Source organism: Mycobacterium sp. 852002-51163_SCH5372311, assembly GCF_001667115.1.
Lineage (GTDB): Bacteria > Actinomycetota > Actinomycetes > Mycobacteriales > Mycobacteriaceae > Mycobacterium.
The window spans coordinates 30,293-43,310 of record NZ_LZIJ01000188.1 but is presented as its reverse complement, the minus strand read 5'-3'; the positions used below and the strand labels follow the sequence as shown (position 1 = coordinate 43,310).

At 65.3% G+C, this 13,018-nt stretch carries 17 protein-coding genes; 13 read left to right on the top strand and 4 right to left on the bottom strand.

Annotation, left to right across the window (positions count from 1 at the left end):
• Positions 1-20 precede the first annotated feature (20 nt).
• The 3 genes from A5791_RS22625 (at position 21) to A5791_RS22615 (ending at position 2,849) form a co-directional block, all read left to right on the top strand.
• Positions 21-1,130 (top strand): acyl-CoA desaturase, encoded by a 1,110-nt coding sequence (locus A5791_RS22625; RefSeq protein ID WP_067241669.1) that lies wholly within the window; start codon positions 21-23, stop codon positions 1,128-1,130.
• Between the two features lie 133 nt (positions 1,131-1,263).
• Positions 1,264-1,788: an SRPBCC family protein gene (locus A5791_RS22620; protein WP_197504758.1), complete on the top strand. Its 525-nt coding sequence runs from the start codon at positions 1,264-1,266 to the stop codon at positions 1,786-1,788.
• Entirely contained in the window at positions 1,788-2,849 is a 1,062-nt protein-coding gene (locus A5791_RS22615; protein WP_067241666.1) for an LLM class flavin-dependent oxidoreductase, read from the top strand. Before A5791_RS22620 ends, A5791_RS22615 begins: the two co-directional genes overlap by 1 nt.
• 50 nt (positions 2,850-2,899) lie before the next feature.
• Here the strand turns inward: A5791_RS22615 and A5791_RS22610 are convergent, their stop codons facing one another.
• Both A5791_RS22610 and A5791_RS22605 read right to left on the bottom strand, forming a co-directional pair.
• Positions 2,900-3,112 carry a molybdopterin-binding protein gene (locus A5791_RS22610; protein ID WP_067241664.1) on the bottom strand — a complete coding sequence of 71 codons (213 nt, stop codon included), beginning with the start codon at positions 3,110-3,112 and terminating at the stop codon, positions 2,900-2,902.
• A 38-nt stretch (positions 3,113-3,150) separates the two neighbouring features.
• Positions 3,151-3,780: a TetR/AcrR family transcriptional regulator gene (locus A5791_RS22605; protein ID WP_067241661.1), complete on the bottom strand. Its 630-nt coding sequence runs from the start codon at positions 3,778-3,780 to the stop codon at positions 3,151-3,153.
• Between the two features lie 107 nt (positions 3,781-3,887).
• Between A5791_RS22605 and A5791_RS22600 the strand changes: the two genes are divergently transcribed.
• Positions 3,888-5,213: a cytochrome P450 gene (locus A5791_RS22600; RefSeq protein ID WP_067241659.1), complete on the top strand. Its 1,326-nt coding sequence runs from the start codon at positions 3,888-3,890 to the stop codon at positions 5,211-5,213.
• Between the two features lie 120 nt (positions 5,214-5,333).
• Here A5791_RS22600 and msrA read toward each other — a convergent pair whose 3' ends face one another.
• Positions 5,334-5,846 (bottom strand): peptide-methionine (S)-S-oxide reductase MsrA, encoded by a 513-nt coding sequence (gene msrA / locus A5791_RS22595; RefSeq protein WP_067241657.1) that lies wholly within the window; start codon positions 5,844-5,846, stop codon positions 5,334-5,336.
• Positions 5,847-5,919: 73 nt separating this feature from the next.
• Here msrA and A5791_RS22590 point away from each other — a divergent pair, with 73 nt between their 5' ends.
• The 4 genes from A5791_RS22590 to A5791_RS22575 all read left to right on the top strand — a co-directional run bounded on the left by A5791_RS22590 (position 5,920) and on the right by A5791_RS22575 (position 8,799).
• Entirely contained in the window at positions 5,920-6,426 is a 507-nt protein-coding gene (locus A5791_RS22590; protein WP_067241654.1) for a nuclear transport factor 2 family protein, read from the top strand.
• The gene (locus A5791_RS22585) at positions 6,426-7,472 is read left to right on the top strand and encodes an NAD-dependent epimerase/dehydratase family protein (protein ID WP_067241651.1); all 1,047 of its coding nucleotides are present in this window, start codon (positions 6,426-6,428) and stop codon (positions 7,470-7,472) included. The genes A5791_RS22590 and A5791_RS22585 overlap by 1 nt, the downstream gene beginning before the upstream one ends.
• A gap of 62 nt (positions 7,473-7,534) precedes the next feature.
• On the top strand, positions 7,535-8,308 hold the full coding sequence (locus tag A5791_RS22580) for a class I SAM-dependent methyltransferase (protein ID WP_067241649.1): 774 nt from the start codon (positions 7,535-7,537) through the stop codon (positions 8,306-8,308).
• A gap of 110 nt (positions 8,309-8,418) precedes the next feature.
• On the top strand, positions 8,419-8,799 hold the full coding sequence (locus tag A5791_RS22575; RefSeq protein ID WP_067241647.1) for a DUF427 domain-containing protein: 381 nt from the start codon (positions 8,419-8,421) through the stop codon (positions 8,797-8,799).
• Here A5791_RS22575 and A5791_RS22570 read toward each other — a convergent pair.
• Entirely contained in the window at positions 8,796-9,149 is a 354-nt protein-coding gene (locus tag A5791_RS22570) for a nuclear transport factor 2 family protein (protein ID WP_156661559.1), read from the bottom strand. The two genes, A5791_RS22575 and A5791_RS22570, sit on opposite strands and share 4 nt — an antisense overlap.
• Positions 9,150-9,247: 98 nt before the next feature.
• Here A5791_RS22570 and A5791_RS22565 point away from each other — a divergent pair, with 98 nt between their 5' ends.
• The 5 genes from A5791_RS22565 to A5791_RS22550 all read left to right on the top strand — a co-directional run bounded on the left by A5791_RS22565 (position 9,248) and on the right by A5791_RS22550 (position 12,939).
• Positions 9,248-10,159, top strand: coding sequence for a DNA-3-methyladenine glycosylase (locus A5791_RS22565; RefSeq protein ID WP_067241642.1), 912 nt, complete (start codon positions 9,248-9,250; stop codon positions 10,157-10,159).
• Between the two features lie 77 nt (positions 10,160-10,236).
• Positions 10,237-10,794 (top strand): Dps family protein, encoded by a 558-nt coding sequence (locus A5791_RS22560; RefSeq protein WP_067241640.1) that lies wholly within the window; start codon positions 10,237-10,239, stop codon positions 10,792-10,794.
• Between the two features lie 340 nt (positions 10,795-11,134).
• Entirely contained in the window at positions 11,135-12,121 is a 987-nt protein-coding gene (locus A5791_RS22555) for a pirin family protein (RefSeq protein WP_067241637.1), read from the top strand.
• Positions 12,099-12,278, top strand: a complete 180-nt coding sequence (locus tag A5791_RS26605; RefSeq protein WP_156661553.1) for a hypothetical protein — start codon at positions 12,099-12,101, stop codon at positions 12,276-12,278. Before A5791_RS22555 ends, A5791_RS26605 begins: the two co-directional genes overlap by 23 nt.
• 25 nt (positions 12,279-12,303) lie before the next feature.
• Complete coding sequence (locus tag A5791_RS22550; protein WP_067241635.1) at positions 12,304-12,939, top strand: TetR/AcrR family transcriptional regulator; 636 nt, start codon at positions 12,304-12,306, stop codon at positions 12,937-12,939.
• The last annotated feature ends 79 nt before the right edge of the window (positions 12,940-13,018 follow it).

Genomic DNA, 13,018 nt, shown 5'->3' with positions numbered 1-13,018 from the left:
GCCCCAAAAGGAGAAAAGCCATGTCAAACAAGATCACCCTCACCAAAGAGCAGGCCGATGCTTTCGGCCGTGAGCTCGACGCCATCAAGGAACGCGTGATGGCAGATCTCGGCGAAGAGGACGCCGAATACATCCGCCGGGTCATCAAGACGCAGCGGGCCCTGGAAGTCGGTGGCCGCGCGCTGTTGTTCCTGCCGCCGGCCTGGCTGCTGGGCACCGCGATGCTGGGCGTCGCGAAGATCCTGGACAACATGGAGATCGGGCACAACATCATGCACGGCCAGTACGACTGGATGCGTGACCCGACGATCTCCGGCCGCGAATTCGAGTGGGACACGGCCTGCCCGGCCGACCAGTGGCGCCACTCGCACAACTACATGCACCACACCCACACCAACATCGTCGGGATGGACCGCGACATCGGCTACGGCATCATCCGGATGAGCGAAGACCAGCCCTGGGAACCGTACTTCCTGGGCAACCCGGTCTACGCGTTCCTGCTGATGGTGCTGTTCCAGTACGGCGTCGCACTGCACGAACTGGAAACCGAGCGGATCCGCTCCGGTGAGATCAAGCTGCGCGACAAGCGCGAGACGCTGCGGGAGATCTGGAAGAAGACCCGCCGGCAGACGCTGAAGGACTATGTCGCCTTTCCGCTGCTGGCCGGACCGTTCGCGCCGTTCGTGTTCACCGGCAACCTCACGGCCAACCTGATGCGCAACGTGTGGTCGTACATGATCATCTTCTGCGGCCACTTCCCGGACGGGACTCAGGAATTCAGCGTCGAGGAAACCAAGGGCGAATCCCGCGGCCAGTGGTACTTCCGTCAGGTGCTCGGGTCGGCAAACCTCACCGGCGGCAAGGTCTTTCACCTGCTGTCCGGCAACCTGTCGCACCAGATCGAGCACCACCTGTTCCCGGACATGCCGGCCCGGCGGTACGCCGAGATCGCGCCCGAAGTGCAGGAAATCTGCGAACGCTACGGCATCCCCTACAACAAGGGACCGCTGCTGCAGCAGTTCGGCACCGTCGTCCGCAAGATCGTCCGGCTCACCTTCCCGGACTCCTGGAAATTGGGGTCGGGGCGGAAAGCCGCAGTGCCGGCGGCAAAGGAACTGGTGGCGGCCTAGCCTCACCGAGCCTGCACTGACGGCGCCGAGACTGCGTCCAGGGTGTGTCTCCTCGACATGAGTTCACGGGGGCACCCTGGTGCCGCAGTCTCGAGCCACGCCGGAGGCGCTTTATCGGCCCGACGGGAGCACAATGGGCGCCGTGGAGTGGACCGGCGCGCGTTATGCGGACAACCCGACGGTGGAGGTCTCGACCTGGATCGACGCCGACCCCGCCAGGGTCTGGAGCCTGGTCTCCGATATCGAGTTGATGCCCACCCTCAGCAGCGAGCTGCAGGCGGTGGAGTGGGCCGATGGCGCCGACCGGCCGCGCGTGGGCGCGCGCTTCATCGGCCACAACGAACACCAGGCGTTCGGACGATGGAGCACCACCTCGCACATCGTCGTCTGCGACGAGCCCCGCGAATTCGCCTGGGCCGTCGGTGATTCAGACAATCCTTCGGCGACTTGGCGGTTCCGGCTGGCGCCCCGGGACGGCGGTACGAGGCTGAGCTACCAGGCGCAGATGGGACCCGGCCGCTCCGGGTTGTCGGTGTCCATCGACGCGATGCCGGACAAGGAACAGAAGATCGTGTTCGTGCGGTTGCGGGAGTTCGAGGCCGCGATCGACAAGACGCTGGCGGCGATCAAGCGGCTGGCCGAACACGGGGTGCGGTGATGCGCACCGCCACGACGGTCGAACTCTCCGGTTCCGGCAAGGATGTGGTCGAGTTCGTCGTCGAGGCCGAGAAGCTGGGTCTGGACGCCTGCTGGGTCGCCGAGGCATGGGGCACGGATGCACCGTCGGCGCTGGGCTATATCGCCGCCCGGACGCAGTGCATGCTGCTCGGCTCCGGTGTGCTGCAGGTCGGTACCCGGTCGCCGGTAGTGGTGGCCCAGACCGCGATCACGCTGTCCAACCTGTCGTCCGGCCGTTTCCTGCTCGGCTTGGGTGCGTCTGGTCCGCAGGTGATCGAGGGTCTGCACGGCGTGCCCTTCAGGCGTCCGCTGGCCCGGATCCGCGAGACCGTCGACATCGTGCGACAAGTGTTCACCGGCGACAAAATCTCCTACTCCGGCAACGAGTTTCAGATCCCTCGCCCGGGCGGCGAAGCGGTGCCCATGCGGCTGTCGACGCGGCCAGAGCACGCCATCCCGATCTACCTGGCCGCGCTCTCGCCGGCGATGCTGCGGTTGACGGGGCAGGTCGCCGACGGCTGGCTGGGCACCAGCTTCGTTCCGGAAGGCGCCGAGCGCGCGTACTTCACTCACCTCGACGAGGGGCTGGCCGCCGCCGGTCGCCGTCGCGCCGACATCGACATCTGTCAGGGCGCCGAGGTCGCGTTCGCGTCCGACGAAGACGAGCTGAGCGACATGGTCGCCGGCCGCAAAATGGAGCTCGCGTTCAGCCTGGGCGGGATGGGCTCGGCGAACACGAACTACTACAACCAGGCCTACAGCCGGCAGGGCTGGGCCGACGTCGCCGCCGAGGTGCGGGAGCGCTGGCAAAGTGGTGACCGTGGCGGCGCGGCCGGGCTGGTGACCGACGACATGGTGCTGGCCACGACGCTCATCGGGACCGAGGAGATGGTCCGCGCGCGGCTCGCGGTGTGGCGCGACGCCGGCGTGAACACCGTGCGGCTGTATCCCGCGGGCGACACCGTTGACACCAAACTGCGGACCCTGGGCCGCGCCGTCGAACTGGTCCGCGAAGTTGGTGCCGAGCGGCAAAGACATTGATGCGGTGCCGGCGCACCCCTTCATCACATCAACGACGTGCGACCGGCGTGCTACTCGACGCCGACGGTCACCTCGGTCGATTTGATGAACACCGTCGCGGGCTGGCCGACCTCCAGGCCGAGGTCCAGGGCGGCGTCCTTGGTGAGCGAGGACGTGACGACCTGATCGCCCCCGTCGAGCTGAACCTTGACGATTGCCATGACATTGCCCAGGTCCACCTCGGTGATGGTGCCCTTGAGCTGGTTGCGGGTTGATAGGCGCATCGTGCGTCCTCCAGTGGTCGACGGTCGGCAGACCGAGCCTACTGTCGAGGGCCGAGCAGAGCGATAGATGCGTCCACCGCCGGTTCGACGATCTCGCGGACGGATCGTCCGTCCTCGACAGCCTGTGCGACGAGTTCGCGCAGCCCGCCCACCAGGATCACCGCCAGCGGAGGCGTCAGTGGTGGCAGGTTGGCGCGCCGAAAACCCGGGCTGCTGCTCAGGCCGATCAGCAGATTGGTCAGCAACTCCAAGCCATGACGCTGGAAGGGCCGGGCCACGTCACCCAGGGAGGGCAGCACGCGAATCCAGCTCAGCGTGATGGCCGGCCGCGACTCGATGTTGCCGACGTAGCCTTCCACGGCCTGACGAATCTGCAGATGCCAGTCCGCCTCGGGATCGACGGCCACCCGGATGTCTTCGGCCATGATCTCGATCTCTGCCTGGAGCAGTTGCAGAAAGCATTGCTCCTTGCCGGCGAAGTGGTCGTAGAAGGTGCGTTTCGAGGTGCGTGCGTGGCGGACGATGTCGGCGACGGTGGTGGCGCGATACCCGCGCTCGCGGATGGAAGCGGCGAGGCCGTCGAGCAGCCGAAGCCGAAACGGGGCAACGGGATCCGCCACGTCGGCCTTCAAATCGGCGCTGCCGGCCGCTGGTGCCACTGATGTCATCGACCGCGCCCTTTCAGGCTTGTCAGGTTTGGTACTACAGAGTACCGTACCGGGAAAGGCTCGCGGTACACCGTCGTACCAACCGGACAATTGGGAGCAACAGCGTCATGACCGAAGTAGTCACCGCCCCATCGGTTTCCCCCGCAGTCCGGTTGCCACCCGCGACCCGGCTGCCCAAGATCGTCCAGGGCGTCATCTTTTCGATGTCGCGGCGACGGATGTTCCGGTGGCTGGCACGCCGCTACGGCAACGTCTTCATGCTGAACGTCCCGATTTTCGGTCGGGTCACCGTGGTCGCCGACCCGCAGCTGGCCAAGCAGATCTTCACCACCAGCCCAGAGGAACTCGGCAACATTCAGCCCAACTTGAGCCGGTTGTTCGGTTCCGGCTCGGTGTTCGCCCTCGACGGAGACGACCACCGGCGCCGGCGGCGGTTGTTGGCTCCGCCGTTCCACGGCAAGAGCATGAAGCAATACGAAACCATCATCGAAGAAGAGACCCTGCGGGAGACCGCGAACTGGCCGGAGGGCCGGCAGGTCGCAACGCTGCCGTCGACCATGCGGATCACGCTCAACGCCATCCTGCGCGCGATTTTCGGGGCCGACGGTGCCGAGCTCGAGGAACTGCGCCGCATCATCCCGCCCTGGGTCACCCTGGGCTCGCGGCTGGCAGGATTGCCGAAACCTGAACGGAACTACGGCCGGTTCAGCCCCTGGGGCCGGCTGGCCGAATATCGACGGCAGTACGACCTGTTGGTCGACAGGCTGATCGACGCCGAGCGGTCGGACCCGAACTTCGCCGAGCGCACGGACGTGCTGGCGCTGATGCTGCGCAGTACCTACGACGACGGTTCGGTCATGTCGCGCAAGGACATTGGCGACGAGTTGCTCACCCTGCTGGCCGCCGGGCATGAAACCACCGCGGCCACGCTGGCCTGGGCATTCGAGCGGATAACCCGCCACCCGGACCTGTTGACGGCGCTGGTCGAGGAGGCCGACAGCGACGGCTCCCAGCTGCGGCAGGCGACGATCCTGGAAGTCCAGCGGGCCAGGACCGTCATCGATTTCGCCGGACGCCATGTGTATCCAGCGGTCTATCAACTCGGCGAATGGGTTCTGCCACGCGGCGATTCGATCCTGATCAGCATCTCGCAGATCCACGAGGACCCCGACGTCTTCCCGGACCCGGAGCGGTTCGACCCGCAGCGGTACATCGAAAGCAAGCCGGCCACGTTCGCGTGGCTGCCGTTCGGCGGTGGCGCCCGCCGTTGCGTGGGAGCCGCCTTCGCCAACATGGAAATGGACGTGGTGCTTCGAACAGTGTTGCGGCACTTCACCCTTGAGACGACTACTGCCCCCGCGGAACGATGGCACTGCCGCGGCGTTGCCTACACTCCGAAGGATGGTGGACAGGTCGTGGTCCACCGACGTTGAGCCGCAACGGCTTTCGCCGGGCGACCGAGTCTGCGGTGACGGCGGCGAACCTGCGGTGAGGGCTGTGGCCGACGCGAAACGCCAGCCCTCAGCGCAGGCTCGGCCGCAATGCTCAGCGGCTTAATTGACGGGGGCCCGCCGCGGCAGCTTCCAGCCGGGCCGCACATAGTGGCAGGTGTAGCCGTTGGGGTAGCGCTGCAGGTAGTCCTGGTGCTCGGGCTCGGCCTCCCAGAAGTCCCCGGCCGGGCTCACCTCGGTCACCACTTTGCCCGGCCACAAGCCCGACGCCTCGACGTCGGCAATGGTGTCCAGCGCGATGCGCTTCTGCTCCTCGTCGAGGTAGAAGATCGCCGACCGGTAGCTGGGGCCCAGGTCGTTGCCCTGCCGGTTCTTCGTGGTCGGATCGTGGATCTGGAAGAAGAATTCAAGCAACGCGCGGTAGTCGGTGACCGACGGGTCGAAGATGATCTCGACCGCCTCGGCATGCGTGCCGTGATTGCGGTAGGTCGCGTTGGGGACGTCTCCGCCGCTGTAGCCGACGCGGGTGGTGATCACCCCGGGCTGCTTCCGAATCAAGTCCTGCATCCCCCAGAAGCAGCCGCCGGCAAGGATGGCTTTCTGAGCGCTTGTCATTGTCGTCCTCCTGAGCCGAGCCGGGATCCGATAACGCCCCAGGCTACACTCCGGCGGTGAGGTGTAACCGCCTGTGAGCAGCCCGGAATTCCCCCGCAGCGAACTGGCGGCAGCCTTCGACAAATTCGAGCAGACGGTCACCCGGGCTGCCGAAACCCGCGACTGGGACGCCTGGGTGGAGCAGTACACAACCGACGTCCTCTACATCGAACACGCGGCCGGCACCATGCGCGGACGCGAGCAGGTCCGCGACTGGATTCAGCGCTCGATGACGACCTTTCCGGGCAGCCACATGACCGCGTTCCCGACGTTGTGGTCGGTCATCGACGATGCCACCGGGCGGATCATCCTCGAGCTGGACAACCCGATGCGCGACCCGGGCGACGGCAGCGTGATCAGCGCCACGAACATCTCGATCATCACCTATGCCGGCGACAATCTCTGGCGCCGTCAGGAGGACATCTACAACCCGCTGCGCTTCTTGAAGGCGGGGCTGAAATGGTGCCTCAAGGCACAGGAGCTGGGCACCCTCGACGACGACGCCGCGCGCTGGCTGCGTCAGAACGGCGGCACCCCCTGATGGCGAAAACCGCGCGAGGGAAACCCAAACTGGTCATCGGCGCCAACGGCTTCCTGGGCTCACATGTGACCCGGCAGCTCGTCGAGAACGGCGAATTGCGGAACGGCGAGGTGCGGGTGATGGTGCGGCCCACCGCCAACACCCGCAGCATCGACGACCTGCACGTCACCCGATTCGAGGGCGACGTCTTCGACACCGACACCGTGCGCGAGGCGATGGACGGCTGCGACGACCTGTACTACTGCGTCGTCGACACCCGCGCCTGGCTGCGGGACCCCGCGCCGCTGTTCCGTACCAACGTCGAAGGGCTGCGCAACGTTCTGGACGTCGCGAAAGATGCCGACCTGCATAGGTTCGTCTTCACCAGCAGCTATGTGACGGTAAGGCGCCGCCATGGGCGCGTTGCTACCGAAGAAGACCGGATCGGTGACCGTCGAATCACCCCGTACGTCGAATCCCGGGTGCAGGCCGAGGATTTGGTGCTGCGGTATGTCGCGGAGCACGGCCTGCCCGCCGTCGCGATGTGCGTCTCGACCACCTATGGGGACGGCGACTGGGGCCGGACCCCGCACGGTGCCTTCATCGCCGGCGCGGTGTTCGGCAAGCTCCCGTTCCAGATGAACGGCATCCAACTGGAAGCGGTCGGCGTCGACGACGCCGCCAGGGCGATGATCCTGGCCGCCGAACGTGGCCGGAACGGCGAGCGCTACCTCATCTCAGAACGCATGATCTCGCTCAAGGAGGTCGTGCGGATCGCGGCCGCGGAGGCGGGTGTGCCGCCGCCGCGACGCTCGATCCCGATTCCCGTGCTTTACGCCCTGGGCGCGCTGGGCAGCCTGCGGGCGCGGCTCACCGGCAAGGACGCCGAACTCAGCCTGGAGTCGGTGCGAATGATGCGCGCCGAGGCTCCCGTCGACCACACCAAAGCGGTGCAGGAGTTGGGCTGGCAACCGAGTCCGGTGGAGGAGTCGATACGTGCCGCGGCACGATTCTGGGCCGCGATGCGCAAGCCGGAAGCGGCGCGCGATCTTTTCAAAGCCAACTGATCGTGCCTAGGCTCGCGTCAGTGGAACGCGTTCAGGTTGCCCTCCAGGGACCGCCCCAAACCATGCTCGCGACGCTGTACGCCAAGGCGCTCGACGCCGACGCGAAAAAGCCCATTCTGGCCGACGAGTACGCGAAAAGCGCTGTGGCACAGATCGATTACGACTGGTCCAAGACGACGATCACGCCGCGGCGGGCGCCCTCGGTCGCGGTCCGAACCGCCCATTTCGACAACTGGACGCGCCAGTTCCTGGCCGTGCACGAAGAAGCGGTCGTGCTGCACGTCGGTTGCGGGCTGGACGCTCGCGTGTATCGGCTGAACCCAGGTCCGGGTGTGCGGTGGTATGACATCGACTACCCCGACGTCATCGGGCTGCGTCAGCGGGTCTATCCCGAGCGGCGTGACTATCAAATGTTGCCCGCATCGGTCACAGACCCGTCCTGGCTGGCCGAGATACCGGCCGATCGCCCTACCCTGTTTCTCGCCGAGGGCCTGACGATGTACCTGACCAAGGGCGACGGGCTCGCGCTGTTTCACCGAGTGGTTGACCGATTCCCTTCCGGGGAACTGCAATTCGACTCGTTCAACACGTTGGGGATTCGCACGCAGGTGATCAACAGCGTGGTGCGGCGCTCGGGTTCGACGCTGCACTGGGGGATTGACCGACCTGCCGACATCCTCGACGCCGTTGCCGGTGTACGGCTGTTGGCGTGGGAATCGGTGTTCGACAGCGACACGTTCGATCTGGTGTCTCCGGCGGTTCGGTGGTTGGGCAGGGCGATGGCGGTGGCGCCGGCTCTGCGGATGATGGCGCAGTATCACCGTTATGCGTTCTGATGGGAATGCCGATCGTTTGGTCGCGTTGAACCTAGTCTGGCGACGATGCGGGCGCTTTGGGCCCGAGGAGGAGCCGGACAATCGGACCTAGTCAAAGAGAGAGGTGAACCATGAGCCATCCGGAGATCAAAGTGCCCAGCGCCGGCCGTCCGATCATCATCGAGCCGGCCAACGGTCGGGTCCAGGTTCGTGTCAACGGAGAGCTGGTTGCCGACAGCAGCGCGGCGCTGGTGCTACGAGAAGCCACTTTGCCTGCGGTGCAATACATTCCGTTCGCCGACGTGGTGCAAGACCGGCTGGCCCGCACCGACACCAGCACCTACTGTCCCTTCAAGGGCGAGGCCAGCTATTACAGTGTGACCACCTCGGGCGGCGAGACCGTCGACGACGTCATCTGGACTTACGAGCAGCCGTATCCAGCGGTGGCGGCGATTGCCGGGCATGTCGCTTTCTACCCCGACAAAGCCGAAATCAGCGTCGTCGCAGACTAACCCAGCTCGGGAAACACTTTGACGATTGATCGGGGATCGGTGTATTCGCGCATCGACACGATCAGGCCGGCTCGGATCTCGAAGATATAGACGAATGGGCTCTCCCAGTAAACGCCGTCGGTGCTTGTTCCTTCACCCAGCCCTTCGACGACCACGGTCTCGCCCGCGTTGATGCAGCGCACCAGCTCGATCTTCGCCAGAAGAGTCTCCTGTTGTTTCGCGATCCCGCGTCGCAAAGTCACCTTGTCGTAGCAAACCCGGGTGACGATGCTCCAGTAGGTGAAGTCCTCGCTGAGCAGCGCGAAGCCTTCGTCGAGATCGCCGCCCTCGCATAAGCTCTGCAAGAACATCCAGGCCAGCTCGGCCCGCGGGTCATCGAACGGTGTCGTCACACCGCAATATTGTCGTGGGTGGCTATTGCTGGTCAAACGGGACGGGAGCCATTGGAGTGCAGAGCACGCGCACCGTCACGTTCCCGGGAGTGGCCAGCTTCGGTCATACGTTGGCGCCGCTGCGCCGTGGTCCCCGGGATCCGTGCTTTCGGCTGCCCGGCGACGGCACAATCTGGCGAACCAGTTTGCTGCCCAGCGGGCCCGTCGCCGCGCGGATCAGCCGCGCGGCCCCCAACGCCGCCCACTGCGAGGCGTGGGGCGGCGGGGCCGAGGAATTCATGGAGACGGTGCCCGCGCTGCTGGGCGCCGACGATGACGCCTCGGATTTCGTGCCGCGGGAGCCGACGATCGCGGCCGCGCACCGGCGGGTTCCGCACCTGCGGCTGGGCCGCACCGGGCGGGTGCTCGAAGCCCTTATCCCGGCCGTCATCGAGCAGCGGGTGCCGGGCGCCGACGCGTTCCGGTCGTGGCGGGTGCTGGTGACCAAATACGGGACGCCCGCCCCCGGACCGGCGCCGGACGGGATGCGGGTCCCACCGTCGGCCGACGTCTGGCGAACCATTCCGTCGTGGGAGTTCCATCGCGCCAATGTCGACCCCAGACGGGCACAGACGGTGGTGAGCTGCGCGCGTCGCGGGGCATCGCTGGAACGGCTGGTGTCACAGCCGGCCGAGCAAGCTCGTGCCGCGTTGCAGTCACTCCCGGGCGTCGGGGTGTGGACGGCGGCCGAGACCGCGCAACGGGCGTTCGGCGACGCCGACGCTGTGTCGGTGGGCGACTACCACATTCCGAAGATGATCGGCTGGACGCTGCTGGGCCGTCCGGTTGACGACGGCGTCATGCTCGAGCTGCTGGAGCCGATGCGACCGCATCGCCACCGGGTGGTGCGGTTGCTCGAAGTCAGTGGTCTGGCCTACGAACCGCGCCGTGGCGCCCGATTACCGGTGCAGCACATCCACTCCCTGTAATGCCGGTCGTTGTTTCTGGTTTCGTCCATCGGGTAACCCGTCGGGAGACGTGACCGTATCCGAATTCAGGAGAATCGATGGCGCAGTTCACCATTCCGGGATTGACCGACAAGCAGGGAGCGCGGCTAGCCGAACTGTTGCAGAAGCAGCTGAGCACATACAACGATCTGCATCTCACGCTGAAGCACATCCACTGGAACGTGGTGGGTCCGAACTTCATCGGAGTGCACGAGATGATCGACCCGCAAGTCGAAGCCGTGCGTGGGTATGCCGACGAGGTCGCCGAGCGGATAGCTGCGCTGGGTGCGTCGCCACAGGGCACCCCCGGCGCGATCATCAAGGATCGTGCCTGGGACGACTATTCCGTCGGCCGTGACACAGTGGAGGCTCATCTGGCCGCGCTGGACCTCGTCTACACCGGCGTCATCGAAGACATCCGCAAGGCCATCGAGGAGACCGAGGAACTCGATCCGGTCACTCAGGACATCCTGATCGACCACGCCGGGCATCTGGAGCAGTTCCAATGGTTCGTCCGGGCGCATCTGGAGAGTGCCGGTGGAAAGTTGGCCCATGCGGGCAAGTCCACCGAGCGCAGTGCGGCGAAGACCGCGAAAACCGCGCGACGCAGGTCATAGCCGGCTGTCGGCGTATTTCGTTGCCGTCATGCCTCGATCCCGGTTGCACCGGGCTGTTGCCGAATCCCAAGTGAACTGACGGCGTCCAGTGTGAACTGTGGGCTTTGGGTGTGAGTCTGCGGCGTGAATCCGCGCGTGGGCTCAACCCAGGCTTCACAACCAGAGCCCAGGCTTCACACTCGATGGATTGGCACCGGATTCGTCGAGTGCTGGGCCCGAAGTAAACCACCAAGCTTCGCTAGTCGAGCCCTGACCTGGGGCGCAGCAGGCACCCCCAGAGGCCGGGAATAATCGGACTGCGGTCCGGTTATACCGGTAACTCTAGGAACGGGAGATTGAAATGCCTGCAGTTACCGCGGACACCCTGACATTGCCGAAGGTCGGCGCGGCCGGCCCGGCCGACACCGAGCGACCGGTGCGATCTGTGACTACCGGCCCACGTGGCTACGAGGGCGAGGGCTTCCCGGTCGTCCGGGCATTCGCCGGAGTCAGCACGGCTGCACTGGACCCGTTTGTGCACATGGACCAGATGGGTGAGGTGGAGTACGAGCCGGGGGAGCCGCGGGGCACGGACTGGCATCCACACCGTGGCTTCGAAACCGTGACATACATGATCGACGGGAAGTTCGCCCACCAGGACTCTCACGGCGGCGGCGGCTTGATCACCGACGGCGCAACGCAGTGGATGACGGCCGGGTCGGGCATCCTGCACATCGAGACCCCGCCCGCCGAACTGGTCGAAAGCGGCGGTGTCTTCCACGGCATCCAGCTCTGGGTGAACCTGCCCAAGGCGGACAAGTTCGCGAGCCCGCGGTATCAGGCGATCGAAGGCAATGACGTCAAGCTGCTCTCCTCCGATGACGGCGGCGCCCTGATACGCATCATCGCCGGTGAACTCGACGGCCATCGCGGACCCGGGATCACCCACACGCCGATCACGTTGGCGCACGCCACGATTCAAAACGGGGCGCGGCTGAACATTCCGTGGCGCCGCGACTTCAACGCACTGGTTTACGTCTTGTCCGGGCGCGGCCATGTCGGCCCGGTTGGGCACCCGATCAACCAGGGCCAGTTGGTTGTTCTGGGCCCCGGGGACCGGATTACCGTATCCGCCGAGCCGACCCAGGATTCTTATCGCACGAGTGCCATCGATGTGCTGATCCTCGGTGGCCAGCCGATTCGGGAGCCGGTATTCCACTACGGGCCTTTCGTGATGAATTCCCGGACCGAAGTGATCGAGGCGCTCGAGGACTACCAAGCCGGCAAATTCGGTCATGTCCCGCCGAATGCCCTGATGCCGCACCGTGGCGGTGGCACAATTCAGTAATGCCGCCTTCGGCGAAAAGTCAGTTGTTGCCGCCTTCGGCGAGAAGTCAGTTGTTGCCGCCTTCGGCGAAAAGTCAGTTGTTGCCGCCTTCGGCGAGAAGTCAGTTGTTGCCGCGTCCGGCGAAAAGTCAGTGATGGCTCCGGCAAGGAGTCGGTAATGCCGCCTTCGGCGGGTAGTCACTGATGCCGCCTACGGCTAGTCGCCGACCCGGTCGTCCTCCCGCAGCCAAGGCGGACGAGACGCGAAAGCGCATTGTGAACGCGGCTCGCCAGGTATTCAGCGAGCACGGCTACGACGGCGCCACCTTCCAGGCGATTGCGGTGCGTGCCGACCTGACCCGGCCGGCGATCAACCACTACTTCTCCAGCAAGCGGGTGCTCTACCGAGAAGTCGTGAACCAAACGAACGAACTCGTCGTCAAGGCCGGAATCGACCGTGCACGTGATGCGAACACCATGATGGGCCGGCTTTCCGCGTTTCTTTCCGAAACCCTGCACGCGGAAGCCAAACTCCCGGCCACGTCGGCGTTCTTGGTCACCTCCGTAATGGAGTCGCAACGGCATCCGGAGTTGACCCGCGACGGAAATGATCCGGTGGGAATCAGCCGGGAGTTTTTGACGTGGATGGTGAACGACGCGATCGAGCGCGGCGAGCTTGTTGCCGATACCGATGTCTCGACGTTGACCGAGACGTTGCTCATGGTGCTTTGCGGCGTCGGGTTCTATGCCGGTTTTCTTCGCACCCGTCATGAGATGGACGCCGTCACTCGCTCCCTGCAGGAGCTGCTGGCCGGCCAACTCTGGCGTCGTGATACCTGAGAACTGTTGCCTAAAGCACATAGCTTACCTAACTTATTCGGGTAGCATGGTCGCCAATCGCCGGCGCGGTGTATCGGCC

Bases quoted from the DNA above. Each gene is read 5' to 3' on its own strand.
- A5791_RS22560 (WP_067241640.1), top strand. From the start codon at position 10,237: ATGGCGCAGTTCACCATTCCGGGATTGACCGACAAGCAGGGAGCGCGG.
- A5791_RS22550 (WP_067241635.1), top strand. From the start codon at position 12,304: ATGCCGCCTACGGCTAGTCGCCGACCCGGTCGTCCTCCCGCAGCCAAG.
- A5791_RS22570 (WP_156661559.1), bottom strand. From the start codon at position 9,149: ATGTTCTTGCAGAGCTTATGCGAGGGCGGCGATCTCGACGAAGGCTTC.
- A5791_RS22620 (WP_197504758.1), top strand. From the start codon at position 1,264: ATGGGCGCCGTGGAGTGGACCGGCGCGCGTTATGCGGACAACCCGACG.
- A5791_RS22575 (WP_067241647.1), top strand. From the start codon at position 8,419: ATGAGCCATCCGGAGATCAAAGTGCCCAGCGCCGGCCGTCCGATCATC.
- A5791_RS22585 (WP_067241651.1), top strand. From the start codon at position 6,426: ATGGCGAAAACCGCGCGAGGGAAACCCAAACTGGTCATCGGCGCCAAC.
- A5791_RS22580 (WP_067241649.1), top strand. From the start codon at position 7,535: ATGCTCGCGACGCTGTACGCCAAGGCGCTCGACGCCGACGCGAAAAAG.
- A5791_RS22625 (WP_067241669.1), top strand. From the start codon at position 21: ATGTCAAACAAGATCACCCTCACCAAAGAGCAGGCCGATGCTTTCGGC.
- A5791_RS22610 (WP_067241664.1), bottom strand. From the start codon at position 3,112: ATGCGCCTATCAACCCGCAACCAGCTCAAGGGCACCATCACCGAGGTG.
- A5791_RS22600 (WP_067241659.1), top strand. From the start codon at position 3,888: ATGACCGAAGTAGTCACCGCCCCATCGGTTTCCCCCGCAGTCCGGTTG.
- A5791_RS22615 (WP_067241666.1), top strand. From the start codon at position 1,788: ATGCGCACCGCCACGACGGTCGAACTCTCCGGTTCCGGCAAGGATGTG.
- A5791_RS22555 (WP_067241637.1), top strand. From the start codon at position 11,135: ATGCCTGCAGTTACCGCGGACACCCTGACATTGCCGAAGGTCGGCGCG.
- A5791_RS22605 (WP_067241661.1), bottom strand. From the start codon at position 3,780: ATGACATCAGTGGCACCAGCGGCCGGCAGCGCCGATTTGAAGGCCGAC.
- msrA (WP_067241657.1), bottom strand. From the start codon at position 5,846: ATGACAAGCGCTCAGAAAGCCATCCTTGCCGGCGGCTGCTTCTGGGGG.